The 23,171-nt window shown below is 45.7% G+C and carries 15 protein-coding genes and 1 pseudogene; 11 read left to right on the top strand and 5 right to left on the bottom strand.

The features are described 5' to 3' along the window. The 5 genes from IQ270_RS04005 (at position 1) to IQ270_RS03985 (ending at position 10,372) form a co-directional block, all read left to right on the top strand. Positions 1-537, top strand: a complete 537-nt coding sequence (locus tag IQ270_RS04005; RefSeq protein WP_193971966.1) for a Rab family GTPase — start codon at positions 1-3, stop codon at positions 535-537. Continuing rightward, positions 534-2,078 (top strand): PAS domain-containing sensor histidine kinase, encoded by a 1,545-nt coding sequence (locus tag IQ270_RS04000; RefSeq protein WP_193971965.1) that lies wholly within the window; start codon positions 534-536, stop codon positions 2,076-2,078. The genes IQ270_RS04005 and IQ270_RS04000 overlap by 4 nt, the downstream gene beginning before the upstream one ends. A 294-nt stretch (positions 2,079-2,372) precedes the next feature. Then, positions 2,373-5,159, top strand: a complete 2,787-nt coding sequence (locus IQ270_RS03995; RefSeq protein ID WP_193971964.1) for an adenylate/guanylate cyclase domain-containing protein — start codon at positions 2,373-2,375, stop codon at positions 5,157-5,159. A gap of 394 nt (positions 5,160-5,553) precedes the next feature. Continuing rightward, positions 5,554-9,258, top strand: coding sequence for a PAS domain S-box protein (locus tag IQ270_RS03990; protein ID WP_228056064.1), 3,705 nt, complete (start codon positions 5,554-5,556; stop codon positions 9,256-9,258). A 4-nt stretch (positions 9,259-9,262) separates the two neighbouring features. Further along, positions 9,263-10,372, top strand: a complete 1,110-nt coding sequence (locus IQ270_RS03985) for an ATP-binding protein (RefSeq protein WP_193971963.1) — start codon at positions 9,263-9,265, stop codon at positions 10,370-10,372. A gap of 74 nt (positions 10,373-10,446) precedes the next feature. Here IQ270_RS03985 and IQ270_RS03980 read toward each other — a convergent pair whose 3' ends face one another. Together IQ270_RS03980 and IQ270_RS03975 are read right to left on the bottom strand one after the other, a co-directional pair. Next, positions 10,447-13,656, bottom strand: coding sequence for an EAL domain-containing protein (locus tag IQ270_RS03980; protein WP_193971962.1), 3,210 nt, complete (start codon positions 13,654-13,656; stop codon positions 10,447-10,449). A gap of 421 nt (positions 13,657-14,077) precedes the next feature. Beyond that, complete coding sequence (locus IQ270_RS03975; RefSeq protein WP_193971961.1) at positions 14,078-17,356, bottom strand: PAS domain S-box protein; 3,279 nt, start codon at positions 17,354-17,356, stop codon at positions 14,078-14,080. Positions 17,357-17,495: 139 nt separating this feature from the next. Between IQ270_RS03975 and IQ270_RS31795 the strand changes: the two genes are divergently transcribed. Beyond that, the gene (locus tag IQ270_RS31795) at positions 17,496-17,630 is read left to right on the top strand and encodes a hypothetical protein (protein WP_255532363.1); all 135 of its coding nucleotides are present in this window, start codon (positions 17,496-17,498) and stop codon (positions 17,628-17,630) included. 12 nt (positions 17,631-17,642) lie between these two features. Here the strand turns inward: IQ270_RS31795 and IQ270_RS30675 are convergent, their stop codons facing one another. The 3 genes from IQ270_RS30675 to tsaD all read right to left on the bottom strand — a co-directional run bounded on the left by IQ270_RS30675 (position 17,643) and on the right by tsaD (position 19,975). Beyond that, on the bottom strand, positions 17,643-17,801 hold the full coding sequence (locus IQ270_RS30675; RefSeq protein WP_228056063.1) for a hypothetical protein: 159 nt from the start codon (positions 17,799-17,801) through the stop codon (positions 17,643-17,645). Positions 17,802-18,139: 338 nt separating this feature from the next. Further along, positions 18,140-18,631 carry a GNAT family N-acetyltransferase gene (locus IQ270_RS03965; protein WP_193971959.1) on the bottom strand — a complete coding sequence of 164 codons (492 nt, stop codon included), beginning with the start codon at positions 18,629-18,631 and terminating at the stop codon, positions 18,140-18,142. A gap of 273 nt (positions 18,632-18,904) precedes the next feature. Next, positions 18,905-19,975, bottom strand: coding sequence for a tRNA (adenosine(37)-N6)-threonylcarbamoyltransferase complex transferase subunit TsaD (gene tsaD, locus IQ270_RS03960; protein WP_193971958.1), 1,071 nt, complete (start codon positions 19,973-19,975; stop codon positions 18,905-18,907). Positions 19,976-20,308: 333 nt separating this feature from the next. On the opposite strand from tsaD, the gene IQ270_RS03955 reads away from it, so the two are divergent. From IQ270_RS03955 to ilvN, 5 genes and pseudogenes are all read left to right on the top strand, one after another. After that, entirely contained in the window at positions 20,309-20,797 is a 489-nt protein-coding gene (locus IQ270_RS03955; RefSeq protein ID WP_193971957.1) for a Photosystem I reaction center subunit III, read from the top strand. A gap of 116 nt (positions 20,798-20,913) precedes the next feature. Further along, positions 20,914-21,042 carry a photosystem I reaction center subunit IX gene (gene psaJ / locus IQ270_RS03950; RefSeq protein ID WP_193971956.1) on the top strand — a complete coding sequence of 43 codons (129 nt, stop codon included), beginning with the start codon at positions 20,914-20,916 and terminating at the stop codon, positions 21,040-21,042. A 459-nt stretch (positions 21,043-21,501) separates the two neighbouring features. Next, positions 21,502-22,314, top strand: a complete 813-nt coding sequence (locus IQ270_RS03945) for a carbon-nitrogen hydrolase family protein (protein ID WP_193971955.1) — start codon at positions 21,502-21,504, stop codon at positions 22,312-22,314. 19 nt (positions 22,315-22,333) lie between these two features. Further along, positions 22,334-22,420: pseudogene (locus tag IQ270_RS03940) on the top strand (carbon-nitrogen hydrolase family protein); the annotation flags it as partial. Between the two features lie 216 nt (positions 22,421-22,636). Then, positions 22,637-23,155 (top strand): acetolactate synthase small subunit, encoded by a 519-nt coding sequence (gene ilvN, locus IQ270_RS03935; protein WP_193971954.1) that lies wholly within the window; start codon positions 22,637-22,639, stop codon positions 23,153-23,155. Positions 23,156-23,171: the final 16 nt, after the last annotated feature.

The raw sequence follows: 23,171 nt of genomic DNA, 5'->3' as shown, positions 1-23,171 counted from the left end.
ATGGCAGTTACTATATCTAAAAAAATGTGCATGATCGGCGATTTTGGTGTAGGCAAAACTAGCCTAATCCGCCGTTTTGTCGATCGGCAATTCAGCGACGAGTACCTATCCACTGTCGGAGTCAAAATTTCCCGCAAAAGCCTAGAATTAGAAGGCATCAAAGAGCGAGAAAACGTCACTGCACAGTTGCTGATTTGGGACTTAGAAGGCCATACAAAATTCAAAGGAATCGCACCGACTTACTTGCAGGGAGCTAGCGGCGTTTTAATCGTTGCCGATGTCAGCCGCACCGAAACAGTTGAGCGAATCTCCGAACACATCAAACTTTTTTCTTCAGTCAATCCCAAAGGGTCAATTATCATCGCTTTGAACAAAGTAGACTTGATAGACGAAGAAAAATTGGCACTGCTAGTAGAAATTTCCCATGCGCTCGGTCAAGACAAAGTAATAGCAGTTTACACCACATCTGCTAAAACAGGCAAAGACGTTGACCAAATCTTCCACAAACTCGCTTACACAATGGTAGAACAAGCATGAACCCCCTTTTTAGAAAGCTATTGGGCCCGCGACAAACAGAATATTTTGTAATAAACCACAATTTCATCATTCAGGAAATCTCCGCCGAAGTGCAGCACTATGCCGATACCCCGAGCGACGCGATCCCCGGTGCAGATGCTCGCATCAGTTTTCCCGAACTGATTGGCATTGAAAATATCCTGATGTCGATATTGATGGGACGGCGGCCGAGTTTTGAACTCAAAGGTATCGCTCGGTTTGCCGACAAAAACCGCCCTTTATACTTCGATATGTTGGCTGTAGAACATGAAAAAGAACAAGATATGCCAATTAATTTGCTCATCTTGATTGAAGACGCCACCGAAAAAATGGTGATGAAGCAATCCTTGATTCAGACAGCGAATGAAGCTAATCTTTTGGTGAGCGCCTTAGCCGCTTCTAAAGATTATATAGATAAAGTTATCCGTTCGATGGGCGATGCTTTGTTGGTGACAACAACATTAGGAATTATCAAAACAGTCAATCAATCGGCACAAGGGCTATTTGGGTACAGCGAAGCAGAATTGATCGACCACCCGCTCTCCAAAATAGTAGTCGAAGAAACCTTGCTTTACCAAGCTCGTCACCGCTATATTTTGTCTCAAAAAGAGTTTCTCAGAGAACTGGAAGTAGTCTGCACTACAAAAGCCGGAGAAGAAATCTGGGTAGAATTTTCCTGTTCAGCAATTCAGACAGAATTAGAGGGACTTTACGATTTTGTCTATATCGGTAGAGATGTCACAGAACGCAAGCAACAAGAACTAGAAATTCGCCGTTCTTTGGCAAAAGAGCAAGAACTCAGACAAGTAAAATCTCGTTTTTTCTCAATGCTTGCTCACGAGTTCGGCAATCCTTTAAATACCGTATTATTTGCTACTCAAATCCTCAAAGAATACGGCGACGAAATCACCCACGCTGAAAAACAAGAATATCTCGGACACGTCAAATCAGCATCTAAACACATGGCTCAGCTATTAGACGACGTGCGGCTGCTCAGCAGCGCCGAAGCCGGAAAACTCCAATTCAATCCCGCACCAGTTGACTTACAAAATTTTTGCACCGAGTTAGTAGAATCAATTAAAATTAGTTACGGAAAAAATCATCAAATTAACTTTATTTACCGAAAACCAACTTCCCTCGCGAAAAAACCCGATCGCGATTCGGAAAAAACACAACACCAGCCCGCGCTCGATCCAAAATTGCTCAGGCACATCTTGACAAACTTGCTTTCTAATGCTGTCAAATATTCGCCGGTGGACAGCAATATTTATTTTCAATTAAACTGTAATAATGAAAAAGCTACCTTTAAAATTAAAGACGCAGGCATTGGCATTCCGATAGAAGACCAAGAACAACTATTTGAATCGTATTACCGAGCCCAAAATGTCGGAAAAATACCCGGAACAGGACTGGGTTTATCCATAGTCAAGCAGTGTGTAGACTTGCACGGAGGTCAAATCGAATTTTCCAGCGAGACAGGATTAGGCACTACCTTTATAGTCACAATCCCATTTTACAAATAGAAGTAATACGATTTACGCATTGAAGCATTGAAGCATTGAAGATTTGGGAATGACCCGCTCAAAAACGGGTACTTGCTTGCAGATCATCTATGAAGTAATATCGTATCCGATAGATTAACCGCAGTAAAATTATTGGTTCGTAGTGCGGACTTTAGTCCGCAGCGCAAGAGCGGACTAAAGTCCGCACTACGAACTGTTTTTGTTATGATAGTCGATAGGACAGGATATAAATCTAAAATCTACTGATTGATAACTATCAGGAATAGAGGGCACGTTCACTACTAAAAATCCAACATGAAAACCCTGTTAAAAAAACTGTTGGTTCCCCACCACTTGGAGTACCTAGCACTGGATAGAGACTTTTTAATCCAAGAAACATCTCTCAAAGTGCAGCGCTTTGGCGACTGCGCCGAGGAGGTAGTGGCCGGCAACGATGTCCGCACTCCCTTTCCAGAATTGATAGGAACTGAAGAAATTTTAATCGATATTTTTGAAGGGCGGTTGCCAAACTTTGAATTAAAAGCGATAACTCGGGTATTAGAAAATGGCTCGCGGCTTTATTTTGATATGTATATCGTTGAACTCAGCAATGACGATAATGCTCAGAGATTAATTGTATTTTTTGAAGATGTAACCGACAGGATGGGTTTGGAACAAACTCTAGTTCAAGCTACCAATGAAATGAATATTTTATTGAGTACCTTAGCCGCTACTAATAATTATGTTGAAAAGATTATTACTTCAATGGCTGAAGTTTTGTTTGTAACAACGGCATCGGGAAAGATCAAAAAAGTCAATCAAGCTGCTCGAAATTTGTTCGGTTACAGCGAATCAGAATTAGTAGGTCAGCAAATAGACACTATTGCTGCTGAGGGTGAATCTTTGCAAGCAGTCAGCCAAGAGCAACCTCAACCCTCTCAAACCAATGTCGAAGTAGTTTGCACGGCAAAAACCGGAGAAAATCTCACAATTGCCTTTTCCTGTACGGCGATTTCGAGTGAAATTCAAGGGATTTATGAAACAACAGCCGCCCTCCAAGATTTCGTGTACATCGGCCGCGATATTACAGATAGAGAACGAGCCCGCAAGCGAAAATTAGCTCAGTACGTCACCACTCGTATCCTGTCTACATCCGAAACAATCAAAAAAGCTTTAACAGCAATTTTACCCGTAATTTGCGACACCTTGGAATGGGATACAGTCGAACTTTGGATGCCAGAAGCTGGAGAAAAACTAGTGTCAGGAAGTAAGAGAATAACTGCGGTTTCTGACCCCAATTTGCTCAGGTGCGCGGCCAGTTGGACAAAAGGCTCAGTTTCTATCCCCAGATTTGCCGAATTTGGCGAACAAATGACCTGCGGGTTAGGTGAAGGATTGCCCGGTCTCGCTTGGGCCAGCGGTTCTCCTCAGTGGATTGCAGATGTCACAGAAAGCGGCTATTTTCTGCGCCGAGAAATCGCTATCGCCGAAGGACTGCACGGAGCATTTGCCTTCCCCATTTTGGGCGACTACGAGCAGGAAAATTCGGATAAATCTGTGTTGGGGGTGATGACTTTATTTAGCTGTAAAGTGCGGTATGCTGATGAAGAATTGCTCCAGACAATGGCTACAATCGGCAGTCAAATCGGTCAATTTATCAAGCGAAAGCAAGCCGAAATAGCTTTGCGGGAAAGCGAAGAACAATTGCGAGATTTATTTGAAAATGCTACTGATTTAATTCAAAGTATTGGAGCCGACGGTCATTTTTTGTATGTAAATCGGGCTTGGCGGGAAACTCTGGGCTACAGCGAAGCAGAAATTGCTCAAATGACTGTTTTTGATATCATTCATCCTAACAGTTCGCAAGACTCTCTGGATATATTATATCAAGCTATTACTAAAAAAGATTTCAACGAACATACATTTTATCCCGATTCGGTCGAAGTAATATTTATTACGAAATCTTCCGAACAAATTTTGCTCGAAGGCAGCATAAGCTGTAAATTTGCGGAAGGTTCGCTAGTAGCGATTCGCGCTATTTTGCGAGACATTACCGATCGCAAAATGGCGGAAGATGCTTTAGCACAATCTGTGTCTTTGCTGCAAGCAACGTTTGATTCTACTGCTGACGGTATTTTAGCGATTAACAGGAGCGGAAAAATAGTCAGTTTCAATCGAGAATTTGTGGAAATATGGGGCATACCTAATGAAGTGATGGCGCTGCGAGACGACGCTACAGCGATCGCCTTTGTGCTGAACCAACTCAAAGATCCGCAAGCATTCCAAGACAGAATAGAATCGCTTTACGAGCAGCCAGAAGCTGAAAGTTTTGACTTGTTGGAATTTCAAGATGGTAGATTTTTTGAACGCTATTCGGAACCGCAGCGGCTGGGAGACCAAATTATCGGCAGAGTTTGGAGTTATCACGATATTACCGAACGCAAGCAAGCAGAAAATGCACTGCGAGAAGAACAAGCAAAATCAGAAAAACTGCTGTTAAATATTTTGCCGAAGGCAATAGCAGAACGCTTGAAGGAAGATGAAACTACTATTGCTGAATATTTTCCAGCAGTGACTGTTTTGTTTGCAGATATTGTGGGGTTTACACCTTTGTCTGCTCACATGAATCCGATCGAGCTTGTGGAACTCCTCAATCAGATTTTCTCAAGATTCGACCTGTTGTGCGAACAGCACGGCTTAGAGAAAATCAAGACGATCGGCGATGCGTACATGGTGGCGGGAGGGCTGCCGAATCCCCGGGCTGACCACGCTGAGGCGATCGCCCAAATGGCCCTAGATATGCAAACAGAAATAGCTGGGTTTAATGCTGAGAATCGGAAATATTTTAGCATCCGTGTCGGCATCCACAGTGGCCCGGTTGTTGCGGGAGTAATTGGGATTAAAAAGTTTATTTATGATTTGTGGGGGGACACGGTAAATATTGCTTCTCGGATGGAATCTCACGGTTTGTCTTGGCAGATTCAAGTCAGCGAAACTACTTATAAGTTATTGGAGGGGAAATATTTGTTTCAGGAGCGGGGAATTATTGATGTTAAAGGAAAAGGACCAATGAAAACTTATTTGCTCGTTGGCAGAAAATAAGGTATAGGATTTCTCAGAAAGATGAGGTGCTGCTGGGAATTGGCCAAACAGGGCATACCTCACAACGATTGAGAACCGCTATACAGCATATTTTATGTAGATGTAGAGAGTGAGAAACCGGGTTTCACAGAACAGAATCAGTAATGATGCGAGAACTGTACAGAAACCCGGTTAGGAGTGTGTACTTCATAAACCTGGAATACGCTGTATGTGTGATAATTTACTTATTTAATTAGCCTTAAATTTTAGGCGGCGATATCGTTTCCGGTTGCATCGCAATCATAAAATAGAGTCAACAGTCAACTATTCCGAAGGAGTTCAACTGGAAATCCTATGACTTGTGAGTGCTGGCTGATGGCGAAAAGTGTTATTAAAGTTAATTACCAATACTTTTATGCCAAGGTTTATGGAACTTGCTAATTTATCGGCAAATTTACGATCGCCCGCCCGGTTTGTCGATCGCCATCCTGTAACGGTTGCGCCCTCAACTTCCCTCCCAGAGGCGATCGCTCTGATGCGTCCGGCGAAAAACTCTTGTCGGCTGCCGAATTCACCGCCCGACTCAAACGCAGTGGTAAAAACATCGATTAGTTCCCTCTTAGTTGTCGATCGAAATCAGCTAGTCGGAGTGCTAAGCCCCGGTGACGCGCTCAACCTAGCCGCAGAATCCCGATGGCAAGAAATGAACGTCGCCGATGCAATGACCGAGAATTTAATAGTTTTAAAAGAATCAGAATTTACCGATATTTTTACCGCCTATAAGCTATTTTGTCAACACTCGATCGATTGCTTGCCAATTGTAGACGAACAAGGTCAGCCAGTAGGCTCAGTCACCGAAGCCAGGATTCGCCCAGAAATTTACCGCCTCGTCACAATGTTGCAGCAAGAAGTTGTAAAATTTCAGCAAAAACAGTGTGAACTCTTAGAAAACCAGTCAAAAATCGCAAAACAAGTGATCGACCGCCAAAATGCTCTGCAAGAGAGCGAAGCCCGCTACCGGGCGATTGTGGAAGACCAAACGGAATTGATTTGCCGCTACCTCCCCGACGGCAAAATCACATTTGTCAATCAAGCTTGCTGTCGCTATTTTGGCGTGCAACCAGAAGACTTGCTGGGTAACAGCTTTATGTCGCTGATTTTAGAGGAAGACCGAGAATCTCTGATGGAGCAATATAATTTACTGTCTCTCGAAAAGCCTGTTTTTAGTTGCCAACAGCGGGTAATTTTGCCGAGCGGGGAAATTCGCACTCAGCAGTGGAGCGATCGGGCTATCTTTGACGAAAGCGGACAAATTGTCGAGTATCAAGCTGTGGGCCGAGATGTCACGGATCGCAAACAAGCAGAAATCGCTTTGCAACAACTCAATGCAGAGTTAGAAGTGCAAGTCCAGCAGCGGACTAAATTTTACGAACTGGCAGTATCCGCGGGCAAAGTGGGGGTTTGGGACTGGAATTTGGAAACCGACGAAATCTATGTTGATCCGTCTTTAAAAGCTTTGTTGGGCTATCAAGACGCAGAGATTCCCAACTACATGGAACATTGGGGATCTGCGGTTCATCCCGACGATCGAGTTGCCGTCGGGGCAGCAGTAAATGCTTATCTAGAGGGTGTGACAGAAATTTTTGAAGTCGAACACCGGATGCTGTGCAAAGACGGTAGCACCTGCTGGATGCTTGCCCGCGGGACTGCTGTTCGATCGCCCGAGGGCAAAGCCTGCCGGCTGATCGGGACTGACACCGACATTACCGATCGCAAATTGACCGCAGAAAAACTGCAAAACTCCGAAGCCGAACTGCTGGCGCTGTTTAATGCGATGACGGATATTGTGATGGTTTTCGACGGCAGCGGCCGCTACCTCAAAGTCGCCCCCACGGCCCCCGAACTGCTGTACAAACCGGCTGCTGAAGTGCTGGGCAAAACCCTCGCGGAAATCTTCTCAGAAGCAGAAGCTAATTTTGCCCTCGGCCACATTCGCCAAACCTTGGCATCTCGGCAAACCCACAGGGTTGAATACAGCATGGAAATTGAGGGCAAGTTATTCTGGTTTGATGCGAGTATTTCGCCGCTGGGAGTCGATCGGGTGATGTGGGTTGCCCGAGACATTACTGTTCGGAAAAACACAGAAGCTGCATTGCAAAAAAGCGAGGAAAAGTTTCGCAACTTATTTGATGATGCGCCGATCGCGCTCGGTTTGGCAAGCGTGCGCGACTACCGCACCATTCAAGTGAATGAAGCTCATCGGCAGATGCTGGGCTACAGCGATGCGGAGTTTGCCAACATGACTTTTTTTGAGCTCACGCATCCAGAAGATGTAGAAGCAGATATAGAGCAAGTCAAGCAGTTAATCGAGGGCAAAATTTCTCGTTTCGGGATACAAAAACGCTTGATTAAGAAGAATGGCGAGCTGATGTGGGCTAACTTGACGGTGACGCTGATCCGCGACAGCGAAGGTATTCCTCTTTACAGCATGGCGGCGATGGAAGATATCAGCGATCGTAAGCGGGCAGAAATGGAATTGCAACAGTTAAAAGAACGGTTACAATTTTTGCTAGCCTTCAATCCGGCGGTAATTTTTACTGTGGAACCGAGAGGGGATTTCGCTACTACTTATATTAGCGACAACGTGAAAACTATTTTTGGCTACGAGCCTCAAAAGCTGTTAGCAGATTCTCACTTTTGGTCGAGTCGCGTTCACCCGGAAGACCGCACGCAATTTATCCTAAACTTTGCTAATTTGTCGGATAAAAAAAATCGTATTTTAGAGTACAGAATTCTACACAGAGACGGACTTTACCGCTGGCTGCGGACGGAAATCAAACTATTGGTAGATAGCAGGGGAAAACCGCTCGAAATTATTGGTTACGCGGCTGATATCAGCAATTCTAAACAGGCCGAAATCGCTCTGAGGCAGCAGTTCGAGCAAGAACGGCTGGTGGAGGCGATCGCCCGCCGCGTCCGCCAGTCTTTACAACTAGATGAAATTCTCAACACTACGGTTGCCGAACTCCAGCAAGTATTGTTAGCCGATCGAGTTTTGGTTTATCAAATCTTGCTCGAAGGCGGTCGAGTCATTGCCGAAGCGGTGGCAGAAGGATGCAGTCCACTGGTGGATAGATATTTTGGCGAAGAGATTTTTCCTACCGACAGTTATCAGCTTTATTTGCAAGGGCGAATTTGTGCAATCTCCGAACTAGATAACTCCTCCATAGAACCTTGTATGCTGGAGTTTATGAAAGAAATTCAAGTTAAGGCAAAGTTAGTCGTGCCTATTATTCAGCACGGCAAACTTTGGGGATTGCTGATTGCACACCAGTGCGACGAGCCCAGGGATTGGCAAGAATGGGAAATCAATTTATTTCATCAGTTGATCAATCAATTGGCGATCGCCATTCAGCAATCTCTACTCTACCAGCAACTGGAAGCTGAACTGAGCGATCGCAAACAAGCACAAGCAAATTTGAAAAACTCCCTCAAAGAGAAAGAGATTTTGCTCAAAGAAATTCACCACCGCGTCAAAAACAACCTCTGCGTAGTTGCCAGTTTACTAGAATTGCAATCTAACACCGTTGCCGACACGCAATTAGCTAAAATGTTTGAAGAAAGTCAAAACCGCCTGTACTCTATGGCTTTGATTCACGAAAAACTTTACAAATCGACCAACCAGGCGCAAATTAATTTTAGCGAATATCTCGAAGATTTGGTAACTAATTTGTTTCACTCTTATAATATTAGTGACAACCGCATTCAGTTGCAGGTAATAGCCGAACCAATTTCCCTAAATCTTGAGACTGCTACTCCCTGTGGCTTAATTGCTAATGAATTGGTCTCAAATACCCTGAAACACGCTTTTCCTAATGGTACGAGCGGTACAGTTAGTGTAAAATGCTATCAAACGGGCGATCGGCAAATCCACCTCTTCGTTAAGGACAACGGTACGGGCTTTCCTCAAAACTTAGATTTTCGGAAAACTAACTCGATGGGCTTTCAAGTTGTTTGCACTTTAACCCAACAGTTAGAAGGAACCATCGAACTCTCAAGACAAACCGGCACAGAATTTCACTTAACATTCAACGAACTAAATTACGTTCAAAGGTTTTAGAGTTATGGATCTTAAATTTAAAGCAATTAATATTTTGATAGTCGAAGACGAATTATTGATTGCCAAGAACTTATCTTTAAAATTAGAGAAGTTGGGATATCAAATCGTCGGCATCGTTTCTTCTGGAGCCGACGCCATCGATCGCGCAGTCGAAATGAAACCAGATTTAATTTTAATGGATATAGTCATCAAAGGCGAGATTGACGGCATAGAAACAGCAGCAATAATTAATCAGAAACTAGATATCCCAATTATCTATACAACTGCCTATGCAGACGACGAAACTTTGCAGCGAGCCGAAAATACTGGTTCTTACGGCTACCTGCTCAAACCGTTTAAAGAAAGAGAACTGCACGCCACCATCAAGATAGTGCTGAGCAAACATCAAGAAGCAGTTAATATGCAAACACTTCTGGCACTAGCAGCCACAAAAAGCGACAACCGATCGCGATTTATTTCAATGGCATACCACGATTTAAACACTCCTTTAACTACCATACAGCTATCGGCTGAAATGCTGGAAGATTGCGAGTTTATGAACTTGCCAGGAACGAAAAACAAAAATATCGATCGCATTAAAAAAGCGGTCAGCAACATGAGTGGATTGCTGGAGGATATTTTAATGATCAGCAAAGCAGAGTCAGGTAAAGTTTCATTGAATTTAAATCAGATAAATGTGACTGATTTCTGCGCTTCGGTTTTAGAAGAACTGCAACCGATTCTCAGTGACAAACACCTCCTAACTTTTGCTACCAAAACAGAGCCAGTGCACGCTAATCTCGATGCAAAATTGCTGCACCACCTGCTGACTAATTTGGTTTCAAATGCTATTAAATATTCTCCCAACGGCGGCAATGTCACTTTAGAATTAATCTGCGAAAACGAGCAAATAATATTTGCAGTTCGAGATGAAGGAATTGGAATGACAGCGGAATATGAAAGAAAACTATTTCAGCAGTTTGAGCGGGGCGAGAATGTAGGTAAAATTAAAGGCTCTGGTTTGGGACTCTGCATTGTCAAACACATAGTTGACCTGCACGGCGGTACAATAAGTGTGGAAACTGCGATCGGTAAAGGTACTACATTTATTGTCGCCCTGCCTTTTTTTAGTTAGTAGTCATATCAATTCCGGTTGCACTCATACCGGAATTGTTGACGGTTGTCTGCGAGCCCGGGCCCATGCTTTTTTTAATTGCCTTTTTCTAACAAACTTAATGTCTGTAAATTCTGATTTTCTGCTTGCTGTCGGATCAGGGTTGCTGCTGTTTGAGAGTCTACTGGCTTTGAGAAAAAGAATCCCTGGGCGAACTCGCATTTTAATCCTTTGAGTATAGATAGCTGCGAGGCTTGTTCGACTCCTTCGGCTACCACATCCATGCCCAAATTGTGCGATAAAGTGACGATCGACCGCACAATTTCTGTGGGATCAATGCCTCCTTTGCCCTGGTTGAACTCGTCTCCCATTCGGCTGACAAAAGAGCGGTCTATTTTTAAGGTGTTGGTGGGGAAGCGGTGCAGGTAGGAGAGGGATGAATAGCCGGTGCCGAAGTCGTCGATGCACAGGTTGATGTTTCTGGCTCTAAGCTCCCCCAGCATTGCTGTTACTGAGTCGGAATTTTCTATGAGTACGCTTTCGGTAATTTCTAGTTTTAAACTGCTGCCCTCAAGCTGACTTTCTTGGAGAACTAGATCGATGTATTCGATTAAATCTGGCTGTGAAAATTGTTTGACTGAAAGGTTGACGTTGACGCTTAAGGGCGGGTTGTTTTGAAATAGTTGCTGCCACTGGCGGATTTGTTGGCAAGCTGTTCGCAGTACCCAGCGGCCGAGGGCTACGATTAATCCGGTTTCTTCGGCGATCGGAATAAATTCGTTGGGCGAAACTAAGCCTCGTTCTGGATGCTGCCAGCGTACTAGGGCCTCAAAACCGATAATTGTGTTATTGGCGATGCTGACGATCGGCTGATAGTGAATGATAAACTGGGGGGCTGCGGATAAGGGAGGTAAGGCCGATCGGGGCGATCGGGTAGAGTCTGATTCTATGGCCCGGTCTCTAATTGATTCGATCGCCCGCCGCAAATCGTTTTCTAGCTGCAACAGCCGCAAAGCGTGGGCGTGCATGGAACTGTTGAAAACTTCGTGTCGGGCTCGGCCGAGTTCTTTGGCGCGGTACATGGCGGTGTCAGCGTCGCGCAGCAGGTTGGTCGGTTCCAGGTATTCGTCAGAACTCAAAGCAATGCCGATGCTGGCGGTGATAAATACTTCGTGTCCCTCTAGCAGGATGGGGGAGGTGATTTGCTGTTGCAGGCGGTTGACAATGCTACTAGCTTCATTTACGCCGTCGATGTCTTCTAGCAAAAGCACGAACTCGTCTCCTCCGAGGCGGGCGACTGTATCTCCGGCTCTGAGACAAGTTTCTAGACGGCGGGCGATCGCGAATAAGAGTTGATCGCCGATCGTGTGACCGAGGGAATCGTTGACTACTTTAAATCGATCTAAATCGAGAAACAGCACGGCAAACAAGTAGTCTGTGCGCCGTTTTGCCAGCCTCAGAGCGTGTTCGAGCCGATCGATAAATAGCGCTCTGTTGGGCAATCCGGTAAGCGCATCATGAAAAGCGTCGTGCAGCAGTTGTTCCTCGGCTTTTTTGCGCCCAGTGATGTCGTGACAGTTGATCACGATTCCCTTGACTGCCGGATCGTGCAGCAAGTTGGTGGCTACAGCTTCTAGATAACACCAAGAACCGTTGCGGTGGCGGACTCGGTATTCGAGTGGGGACTGGCTTCTTTTGGGGTTTTCAATGGTTTTGTGGAGGGTTTGGGCGATCGCGGCGCAGTCGTCGGGGTGAACTGCCCCTAGGGCGCTGCGCCCGATCGCCTGGTGGGGCGCGTATCCTAAAATTCGCTTGACTGAGGGGCTGATGTAGCGAAATATACCTTCGCCGTCGAGAATGATCGTGATGTCTGTGGCATTTTCAATCAGCGATCGAAATCGCTGTTCGCTTTCTCGCAGGGCTGATTCGGCAAATTTCCGATCGCTGATGTCGAGTGCTACTCCGTCTATAACAGTGTACCCATTTTCGTTTTGAGAAAATCTGGCGCTGTCTTGCACCCACTTGACTTTGCCGGAATTCAACACGATCCGGTACTGGCGATCGCAGGGCTGCAGACTGCCGCTCGATGCTGTTACGTTGCTGTCAAAGACTCTTTTGTCCTCTGGATGAATGATTTCGGTCAACATTTCCGGGCGCGCCATTACTTCTTGGGGATCGAACCCAGTAAGTTCGCGCACCCCGGGACTGATGTAGGGGATGGACATTGTGCCGTCTGGATGCAGCGCGACGCGGTAGACTGAGCCGGGAATGTTGGCTGCCATTGTGGCTAGCTGCTGCTGGATGCCGCGGACTTCTGCTTCGGCGCGCTTGCGTTCTGCGAGTTCGGTTTGGGCCCTTTGGTAGAGTTCGGCTTGGTGGATCGCGATCGCGCACTGATCGGCTATGGCTTTGACTAGGGATAGTTCTTCAGGACTCCAACAACGGGCGCGATCGCACTGGTAGAGGCTAATTCCTCCCAAAAATGACTGATTGTAAAGCAGCGGTGCGATCGTGACGGCGCGAAAATCTATCAACTTTGATAGCGATTGCAGTTCTCCACACAGACTCGATAACTCGTCGAGGACGACGGTTTCTCCAGCCGCCAGAGAGGTTTGGTAGTGTTCGGCAAATGCACAATTTAGCCCCAGCAGCGATTGTTTGTTGGCGGCTTTGCTGATGTAGCGAACTACGATCCGGCCTTCGGCATTTGGCTGCAATATGGCGCAGCCGCTGCTTTTGAGTGCTTCGTGCAGTTGATCTGCGGTGGTTTGCAGCACTTCGTCGAGTACGAGGGTGAAGCGCATGGCTTGGACGATGCGGTTGACGATCGCCTCACGAGTCGCTTGCCGCTGAATTTGGGCGATCGCCTCTTGCTGCTGGCGCCGCATTTTGTATTCTTGGAGCGATCGTTCTAATACTGTTGGCAACCTAAACAGCCGTCCTTTTAATACGTAATCGGTCATGCCTGCTTTGATGCACTCAACTGCCGCTTCTTCTCCCAAACTTCCCGTTACTAAAATAAATGGTATATTTTGTCCTAATTCCTGCATGAATTTCAAGACTTCTAAACCGTTGAAGCCGGGGAGGCGGTAATCTGACAGCACCGCATCGTACTTGTATTTTTGGAGCAGTTCTCTGCACTCTGTCGCTGTTTGGGCAGTGTCGCAATTAAAGTTTACTCCCCCTGCTTCTAGGGCGAGCGCTATTAATTCCATATCTTCTGCCATGTCTTCTACAATCAACAATTTTAATGTTGATTCATCTGCCAGTTTTAGTAGATTGTTGGTCTCATTTCTATTTAACATAAGGTATTCGGAATGTTTGAATTTGTTTTATTTGGTTGATAAATGTCATTTTCTGAAGTAATCTTGGTTGAGTTTTTTCCGATTATCAATAGTTTTTAGGTAAAATATTTATCCTCTCTAAGAATTATTTATTACCCGTAATCCAGGGCTGACCGAACTGGAGAATTTTACGTAAAATTATTATCTTAACGCCTGCGGATCGTCCTCGCTCGCACTACAAATACAAAACAGAGATGTTCCCAGACAGAACCGACTGTGACTTAGTTTAAATGTATAATAGTTGGAAATAAGCTGTTGCACAAATAAACATTGCATATTCAGGGCACGCGAGCGATCCCACCCCACAATAGTTTTATTGTTTTTTACATAAAATTTAAATGCCACAACAGCTTAATGAATTAAAAACTACTATAACGGTAACTTACGAATCTCTATTACCGTTTGAGATTGTTTGGCTTAGTTTAAAGTAAAACGTGGCTCCTTGACTAGGTACGCTCCTTGCCCAAATCGTGCCGCCGTGGCGGTGAATAATCCGCTGCACGATCGCCAAACCGATGCCGGTACCTTCAAATTCTCTCGGCGAGTGCAGCCTCTGAAAAACTCCAAACAGCCGATCGGCATATTCCATCGGAAAACCCACCCCGTTATCCTTGACAAAAATTGTTCCGTCCGGTAAAGCATCAATCACTATTGTAGCCGGATTGCGTCCGCGGCTGAACTTGACGGCGTTGTCGATCAAGTTGCTGAACACCTGTTGCAGCAAGGTTGGATCTCCCATCACCCCCGGCAAATCTCCGACAGTAAATTCAACTTTGCTGTCAGAAGTTTCCGGCTGCTCTGCTACAGTCCGGAATTTATTCAATTTAATCGCGGTTTGCACCAAACGGGCAAGATCGATCGGAACTTGGATCAACTCGGTGCGCCCCACCCGCGAAAGAGCCAGCAAACCGTCAATCAACAAGCTCATTTTTTGACTGCTGTCATCAATTATTTCAATGTAATGAACGATTTTAGGATCGTTCAAAACCTCAGTCGATTCTAACCGCTTTTTCAAAGCACTAACAAAACCTGAAATATGGCGCAAAGGAGCGCGCAAGTCGTGAGAAACCGAGTAGCCAAAAGATTCTAATTCTTGATTGGCAGCCTCTAATTGCTCCGTGCGTTCCGACAAAGCTTGTTTCGTCTTTATCAACTCAGTGATATCGCGAGAAGTGCCAATTAAAGCATAAATCTCGCCCTCGACATTTCTCAACGGAATTTTAAAAGTGTCGTAATAGGTGATGCCACCGGATATCAAAAACTTTTCCTGGTAATGCAGAGTTTCGCCAGTTTCAAATACGTGCAAATTTTCGAGGCAAAATTGTTCAGCGATTTCGGTGGGAAAACATTCAAAAACAGTTTTTCCCTGCATCTCTGTTCTGCTGTTGAATCCAGCAATTTTGGCAACTGATTTGTTGACAAAACGCTGGCGCATATTTTCGCGTTCAACAACAAAAATGCGATCGGGTAAAGCATCGAAAAAAGTCTGTAGTTCGGCGGTACGCTGGGCGACTTGAGCTTCTAAAGTTTCGTTGAGCTGTTGGAGTTCTGCTTCGGCTCGCTTGCGGTCGCTGATATCTTGACCGATGCAAATTAACCTGCCGTCGGAGAGGCGAACATTTGCCCAAGTCGTGTCGATAACTCGCCCGTCTCTAACTTTAGTTTGGAAGTCGCCCCAGTGTTCGGTTGCTGCTTGAATCCACTCCAAAACCTGTTGTCGGTATTCCGGCTGCGGATAAAATTCCGCCAACATATCGCGGTTTTTGGTTTCTGCAAAACTCCAGCCGAGCACTTGTTCCCAGTGGCGGTTTACCCAAGTTAATTCGCCCTGGGAATCTAAGAATGCCAGCATGACTGGGACGTTATTGAAGATTGTTTGCAGCAATTCGTTTTGCTGCTGTAAGCATTCTTCGGCCCTTTTGCGATCTGTAATGTCGAGTACGGAACCGATTACTTGCTTCATTTGTCCCTCTGGCGTTCTTTTGAAGATAGTCGATCGATCGTGAACCCAGCGCCATTCCCCATTTTTGTGTTTAATTCTGTAGTCGATGTCATCTGTTTCGTAGGGATTCGTGCTGTTTTCCAGCCGCTGCATACCTGCAATTAACTTGGGCATATCCTCCTGATGAATCAAGCTAGAGACAACTTCTGGACCTCTCTCTTGCAATTCTTGGGGACTGTAGCCCAGCATGGCTGTGACGGCTGCATTTGCATAGATATTTTGCTGTGCTTCTGTGTCGTAAATGTACAGGAAGTTGGGGATGGTTTTAATGATGCTTTCTAAAAGTTCTTGCTGTTTTTCTAGCTCAAATTCGGCTTGTTTGCGATCGGTAAGATCGAGTACAAAACTCACTCCCAATTCCCGCGACCCTTCTAACAATGCAGAGCCTAGCAGCACCGACACGCGGCTGCCGTCGGCTCGGATGAATTCTTTTTCAAAAGGGGTATTTGTGTTGTTAGCTGCCAATTCTGCAACTTTTTCTTGATCGAGGCTGCGGTACTCTGGCGGTGTCATTGTTTGCCAGCCAATTTTTTGAAAAAATAAATGTTCTCGCCTGTACCCTACTAGGTTTAAAAAAGCCTGATTGGCATCGGTAATCTCGCCGTTAATGTTCCAAAAAACAATCCCGATCATGTTAGAATCCACGACGCGCCTAAATCGAGCCTCGCTTTGGCGCAACTGAGCTTCAATTTGTTTGATTTCTGTGAACTCGCGGACGATCGCTAAAACTGTTTCTACTGAATTGTCCTCAGCAAATTCTGGAATAATTCGACACTGGTAATATTTTGAGCCGCTGGGAGTAGGATAGTCAAATTCTATTGTTTCTGGTTTTCCTGTGCTGAAAACTTGGGAACAAGCTGCGTTTAATGGGTTGCACAACTGCGGCGAGAGTTCCAATTCGCTGGTAGTTTTGCCGATAAATTGTGCTTGGGTTTTTCCGGTAACAACTTCCGCTGCTTGGTTGATATAAAGGTGGCGCAGTTGTCGGTCGAACCGGGCTATGATGTCGGTAGCGTTTTCGGCGATCGCGCTGAATGCCTGTTCGCGCTGGCGAAGTTCTTCTTGAGTGCGGTGGTGTGCGGTTATGTCTCTAGCAAAAGAGAGAATTGAAACTACTTTTCCCTCTGCATCGATTAGTGCACAATTATACCATTCGCAGTAAATTACCGAGCCATCTTTGGTATAGTTGCGGTTGCGGCAAATGCTGCACGCTTCTTTGTTCTGTAACAGTTGATTTGTGGCGGCGGACACTCGTTCGATGTCTTCTGGATAAACAATTGACCATTCTTGCCAGTGTTTACCGATTACTTCTGCTGCACTCCAGCCAAATATTTGTTCGGCCATTGCCGACCACCGCACTGCGCGATATTCGCTGTCCCATTCTATAACTGCCATTGGCGAGTTTTTTAGGTGAAATTCCAGGCGCGAGTTGGTTTGTTGTATTTGGGTTTGAAGCTGCTGGCGCAGTTGTTTTGCCGAGGCCAAGCGATCGCTGATTTTCTGTGCGTTTGCTTCGTCGGTTTTGGCTATCTGAGCAATGGTTTCTGCTGTTTGTTTTTCGAGTTCGTTCCAAGCGAGTTCGAGGGCTGATTCCGCCTGCTCTAGCTCACTGATGCTGTTGTGAAACACTGCGGAACTTTTTGCCGGAATTTCAGACATATTTTTGATTTTTCGACAAGTGTTACTTTGAGAATAAAAATTAAATATGAGAAATAAAAAATATGTAGTTGCCGATTAAATTATACATTTATAATTTTTTAGTGGCGCGCCTCGGGGGTGGTTGGAGGCGGGAGACGCTATGAGAGTTTTCCTTAAAAAGCCAGTAAGCGAGCAAGATGTAGGTTCCACAATAATTATGCCAGAAGTCTATTTAAAGAGTGCTGATTTGAGGGTTTGGCGTGTCGATCGGCAATTGCGGTGCGATCGGATCTAAAACCCCTGTCACCTAAGTGCGGGCGGGTTCTGGGTGAGCGTAACTATATTCTCGCACAGGTTGTGGTTTGGGGGCGATCGACAGAATACCGGGGCGGTTCGGGGCATCGGGCGATCGCGAATTTTCCGCGCCGGCGTTGGTGTGTCGCCCTTTCTCAGGAATGGGGCGCACAAGCCGCCATCCAAGCTCAATTATGTGGCGCAAGTTGGGGAAACCACCCAGGGATGCGAGGCGAGGGCGATCGGATTTCCGATAAGCTGGTCTGCATCTAATTTGTCTGGTAATTTTTATTTAAAGTCTTGTGGAGTGGGCCCCACTGATATCGTTTCCGGTTGCAAGAGGTCTAATAAAATCGAGTCAACAGTCAACAGTCAACAGTCATGTATGAGTGCAACCGGAATTGATATGATTGTTCGATCGTTTTTTAACAGACAACTTAAATGCAAAAAAAGCTTTGTCAGCTTTTTTATCTTAAGTTGACACTTTCGGAAAGACTTTCGCCTAAATCCCTACAAACAACGCAAACCGAGAATTATCACATCTCTCTCAACCCCGTCAAGTTCCGCGACTTGTGGCAGATATCCCCACTGCTGAAAACCAAATTTCTCGAACAATCTTAAACTCGGCTGATTGTGGGCAAAAATCATGCCAATCAGGGTTTTAATTTGCAATTCTGGACTCCGCACGATTGCCGATTGCAATAATTTTTGTCCGATTCCGCAGCGTTGGCGATCGGGCGCGACGTAGATGCTAATTTCTGCTGTATGCTGATAGGCGGCGCGTCCGTAGAAAAGCTGAAAACTCAGCCAGCCAACAATATTTTGTTCTGATTCCATTACCCAAATCGGCCAGGAATTGGGAGGGTGTTCTCTGTACCACGCGAGGCGGCTTTCTACTGAGACTGGTTCTAAATCTGCTGTGGCTATTCTGCCCGGTATTGCTGCGTTGTAGATTTGAACAATTGCTGGCAAATCGCTTTCTACTGCGGATCGGATTTTCATGATTTGGTTGACTGTTGACTGTTGGCTGTTAGCTGTTAGCTGTTAGCTGTTGGCTGTTAGCTGTTGACTGTTGACTGTTGACTGTTGACTGTTAGCTGTTGACTGTTAGCTGTTGACTGTTGGCTGTTGACTGTTAGCTGTTGACTGTTGACTGTTAGCTATCAATTAATAACAAACAACAAATAACAAACAACAAACAACAAACAACAAATAACAAATAACAAATAACAAACAACAAATAACAAACAACAAACAACAAATAACAAATAACAGTCAACTCTTGTACAATTGCATAACATCGCTGACGGCCATCCGCGAATTTGCTCCTAAATTCAGCGGTGATGCGTGTCCTCGCTGCAAGTGTTCTGCCGCCGCACAGCCGATCATTGCTGCGTTGTCCGTACAATATTTTAATGGCGGAAACAATACTCGCAAGTTGTGTTTGGTTGCTGCTGCTTGTAAGTGTTTTCGCAGTCCGCTGTTTGCTGCAACTCCGCCCCCGACTACAATTGTGCTGAGTCCGAAATCGATCGCACACCCGATCGCCCTTTTTGTTAAACTCTTAGCCACTGTTTCCTGAAAACTCGCCGCAATATCATTAATTGTAGAAGCAGCCAAAATGCCTTCGCCACCGATATTAATATCTTGTTTTTTGAGTTTCTGCACTAATTGCAAAACTGCTGTTTTCAACCCGCTAAAACTGCTATCGTAGGGATGATAGCCACCTCCCGGCAGCGAAATTCTGCCTTCGGGCAGGGGGTATGCTTGGGGATTGCCCAGGGCTGCCAATTTGTCAATCAGCGGCCCGCCCGGATATCCTAGCTGCAACAATCTCGCGACTTTATCAAAAGCTTCACCGGCCGCATCGTCGCGTGTTTGTCCTACAGTTTCGTAAACGCCGCAATCTTTGACGTAAATTAAGCTGGTGTGTCCCCCGGAAACTAACAGGCACAAAAATGGCGGCTGCAAGTCGGGTTCGGTAAGGTAAGAAGCGTAGATGTGTCCTTCGAGGTGGTGAACACCTAAAAAAGGTTTTTGGTGGACTATTGCTAAGCTTTTTGCCGCTGTTAGCCCCACTAACAATGCACCTACTAAACCGGGGGCACAAGTCGCTGCAATCCCGTCAATTTCTGACCAACTCAGGTTGGCTTCACTCAGACACTGGGCAATTACCTGATTTAGCATTTCGAGGTGACTGCGCGAAGCCACTTCTGGCACTACCCCACCATACTGCTCGTGGATTTTAATTTGTGATGCTACAACATTGCTATAAATTTGACGATTCTTAACAATTGCTGCTGCTGTTTCGTCACAACTTGTTTCGATCGCGAAAATGGTTGCCATTAACTGGTAATTTTATTTGATAGGTTAGCTATTGCTAGCTTAACTAATTCGGAGCAAGTCCCCCGCTATACTTGTACTCAGGTTATAGCTAGCGGGAGCATCTGCCCCCCGAAGGACAGGCCCAGGCGCAGCGATGCAAGCTGTAGAATATCTTCGCAGTATTGCTAGCTGGCGCCTTGACTGATGACACGCGAATCCCTAATTTTATTGGTTTTGCCGCCTCAATGATTGAGACTTTACACTCTCAGCAAGTGCGGTAATCTGGATTCGCGATCGGCAAGTTGAAATGCTTGTAAAAAAACTTATTGTTTTGTAACAAAAGGAAACAATTTCATGCGACGATTGTTTGCTGCAATTTTAGTGGTTAGTTTGTGGATGAGTTTTGCTCCAGTTGCTTCGGCTTACAATTTGGTGCCGTGCAAGGACTCTCCCGCATTCCAGGAACTTGCTAAAAATGCGCGTTCGACAAATGGTGATCCGGCATCTGCCAAAGCGCGATTCGATCGCTATTCTGCGGAGATGTGCGGCCCGGAAGGATACCCGCACTTAATCGTAGACGGCAATTTGAGTTTCGCTGGCGACTTTTTGATTCCCAGCGCTCTGTTCTTGTATATTGCTGGTTGGATTGGTTGGGTAGGCCGCGCTTACTTGCAAACAGCCAAAAAATCATCAACTCCCGAGGAAAAAGAGATTATTATCGACGTTCCTTTGGCAATTAGCTGTATGCTTAGCGGCGTTTTGTGGCCTCTGGCTGCCCTCAAAGAAATCACCACTGGTGAAATGTTTGCAAAGGACGACGAAATCACTGTTTCCCCCCGCTAAAATAGGGAAATGGAGCAGCGCTAATAGCAAGTAGTTAACTAACAATTAACTGCAAATTAGCAATTAGCGGTAGACCGAAAATTACCAACTGTCTCGAAGTTTTAGGAGCAGAATTCATGCAATATTTTGTCAAGTTTCTTTCGACCGCGCCAGTATTGGCAATCCTCTGGATCTCAATCCAAGCTGCGGGTTTGATTGAATTTAACCGCTTTTTTCCAGACTTGCTTTTCCATCCGCTGCCGTAAAATTTGAGCGAAATTAGATCGCAAAACCTAGGAAAAAAAGTTGAGAGTTTTGAGTTTTGAGCGATCGGTTAAAGGTTAATTGAAACTCAAACATCAAAACTCTCAAACTCTATAGACTTTCTCAATAACATGAGGTGAGCATTGGGAATGGGGAATGGGCCCGCGCAGGGAATTGGCCCGCGCAGGGAATGGGCCCGCGCAGGGAATTGGCCCGCGCAGGGAATTGGCCCGCGCAGGGAATTGGGAATTGGGCATAGGTACTAAGAACCAATAACTGATGACTGATGACCAATGACCAATGACTAAGGGCATGGGGCATGGGGCATGGGGCATAGGTACTAAGAACCAATAACCAATAACTGATGACCAATAACCAATAACCAATAACCAATAACTGATGACCAATGACTAATGACTAATGACTAATGACAACTGACTATTGACTAATATTGTGAATCGATGAAGTCTTATCTCGCCGCAGCAATTCAAATGACTAGCTTGCCTGACCTGCAAAAAAATTTGGTACAGGCAGAGGAATTAATCGACCTGGCAGTGCGTCGGGGTGCGGAGTTAGTTTCCTTACCAGAAAATTTCTCGTTTATGGGAGAAGAGGAGGAGAAAATTGCTCAAGCAGAGGCGATCGGACTCCAAAGCGAAAAATTCCTCAAAACGATGGCCCTGCGGTTCCAGGTAACTATTCTGGGCGGAGGGTTTCCGGTGCCGACCGAGAACGGGAAGGTATACAATACTTGTCTGCTCGTAGACCCAAACGGCAGCGAGTTGGCAAGGTACAAAAAAGTACATTTGTTTGATGTGAATGTGCCAGACGGCATTACTTACAGGGAATCGAGCACGGTGAAAGCTGGTGAAGATTTGCCGCAGGTTTATGTGTCGCCGGAGTTGGGGACGCTGGGACTTTCGGTGTGCTACGACGTGCGGTTCCCGGAAGTGTACAGGCATTTGTCGCACAAGGGAGCTGATGTTTTGTTCGTGCCGGCGGCGTTTACGGCATACACGGGCAAGGATCACTGGAAGGTGTTGCTGCAAGCTAGGGCGATCGAGAATACTTGTTATGCGATCGCCCCGGCACAGACGGGACACCACTACGGCCGCCGTCAAACTCACGGTCACGCGATGATTGTAGACCCTTGGGGTGCGGTTTTGGCGGATGCCGGAGAAGAACCGGGTGTGGCGATTGCAGAAATTAATCCCGATCGACTAGAACAAGTCCGCCGCCAAATGCCATCCCTGCAACACCGGGTTTTTCTGTGAAGGAATTTTGAGATTAATTGGTCTCAAAATTGGGGAAATTAATCCCGATCGGCTAGAACAAGTCCGCCGCCAAATGCCTTCGCTGCAACACCGGGTTTTTATGTAAGTTATGGTGGCTTGGTACTTCGCAGTTTTGTCACCAATTGGTGTCAAAATTGCAGTTTTCGCCAGCCACCAGACCTGAATAGTTTTTATTCTAGGAATGAATTGTGTACGTTCGTACACTAAAAAAATGTTTAATGAAGGTTCAATGACCGTGCAGTTCTGCTAAAAGGGGAATTGGCGAAAGTAGAATTGCACGAAATGCGTCTTTTTTGGAGAAATGAAACACACTCTTTCGGTTTTAGTTGAAGATGAAGCGGGTGTCCTCACTCGAATTGCTGGTTTGTTTGCCCGTCGGGGTTTTAATATTGAAAGTCTCACCGTGGGCCCGGCGGAGCAAGTGGGAGTGTCTCGGATTACGATGGTTGTACCGGGAGATGACCAGATTATCGAGCAGTTGACCAAGCAACTGTACAAGTTGATTAACGTGCTGAAAGTTCAGGATATAACGGAAATTCCCTGTGTGGAACGGGAGTTGATGTTGCTGAAAGTTAATGCTGCTAGCGGGACGCGATCGGAAATCATTGAGTTAGCTCAGATTTTTAGAGCGCGAGTGGTGGATATTGGTGATGATACGCTGACTTTGGAAGTTGTGGGAGATCCGGGTAAAATGGTGGCAATTGTCCAGGTTCTGAATAAATTTGGGATTAAGGAAATTGCCCGGACTGGAAAACTTGCCATGACGCGGGAGTCGGGGGTAAATACCGAGTTTCTCAAGTCTTTGGAAGCAAAAGTTTGAGTCATTAGTCATTAGT

Source organism: Microcoleus sp. LEGE 07076 (genome assembly GCF_015207455.1).
GTDB lineage: Bacteria > Cyanobacteriota > Cyanobacteriia > Cyanobacteriales > Microcoleaceae > Microcoleus.
The sequence above is the reverse complement of the archived record's forward strand: the minus strand, read 5'-3'. Positions and strand labels throughout refer to the sequence as shown.

What these genes read in the sequence shown, in the direction of transcription:
- IQ270_RS04005 (WP_193971966.1), top strand. Translation starts at nt 1, where the DNA reads ATGGCAGTTACTATATCTAAAAAAATGTGCATGATCGGCGATTTTGGT.
- IQ270_RS04000 (WP_193971965.1), top strand. Translation starts at nt 534, where the DNA reads ATGAACCCCCTTTTTAGAAAGCTATTGGGCCCGCGACAAACAGAATAT.
- IQ270_RS03995 (WP_193971964.1), top strand. Translation starts at nt 2,373, where the DNA reads ATGAAAACCCTGTTAAAAAAACTGTTGGTTCCCCACCACTTGGAGTAC.
- IQ270_RS03990 (WP_228056064.1), top strand. Translation starts at nt 5,554, where the DNA reads ATGCCAAGGTTTATGGAACTTGCTAATTTATCGGCAAATTTACGATCG.
- IQ270_RS03985 (WP_193971963.1), top strand. Translation starts at nt 9,263, where the DNA reads ATGGATCTTAAATTTAAAGCAATTAATATTTTGATAGTCGAAGACGAA.
- IQ270_RS03980 (WP_193971962.1), bottom strand. Translation starts at nt 13,656, where the DNA reads ATGTTAAATAGAAATGAGACCAACAATCTACTAAAACTGGCAGATGAA.
- IQ270_RS03975 (WP_193971961.1), bottom strand. Translation starts at nt 17,356, where the DNA reads ATGTCTGAAATTCCGGCAAAAAGTTCCGCAGTGTTTCACAACAGCATC.
- IQ270_RS31795 (WP_255532363.1), top strand. Translation starts at nt 17,496, where the DNA reads ATGAGAGTTTTCCTTAAAAAGCCAGTAAGCGAGCAAGATGTAGGTTCC.
- IQ270_RS03965 (WP_193971959.1), bottom strand. Translation starts at nt 18,631, where the DNA reads ATGAAAATCCGATCCGCAGTAGAAAGCGATTTGCCAGCAATTGTTCAA.
- tsaD (WP_193971958.1), bottom strand. Translation starts at nt 19,975, where the DNA reads ATGGCAACCATTTTCGCGATCGAAACAAGTTGTGACGAAACAGCAGCA.
- IQ270_RS03955 (WP_193971957.1), top strand. Translation starts at nt 20,309, where the DNA reads ATGCGACGATTGTTTGCTGCAATTTTAGTGGTTAGTTTGTGGATGAGT.
- psaJ (WP_193971956.1), top strand. Translation starts at nt 20,914, where the DNA reads ATGCAATATTTTGTCAAGTTTCTTTCGACCGCGCCAGTATTGGCAATC.
- IQ270_RS03945 (WP_193971955.1), top strand. Translation starts at nt 21,502, where the DNA reads ATGAAGTCTTATCTCGCCGCAGCAATTCAAATGACTAGCTTGCCTGAC.
- ilvN (WP_193971954.1), top strand. Translation starts at nt 22,637, where the DNA reads ATGAAACACACTCTTTCGGTTTTAGTTGAAGATGAAGCGGGTGTCCTC.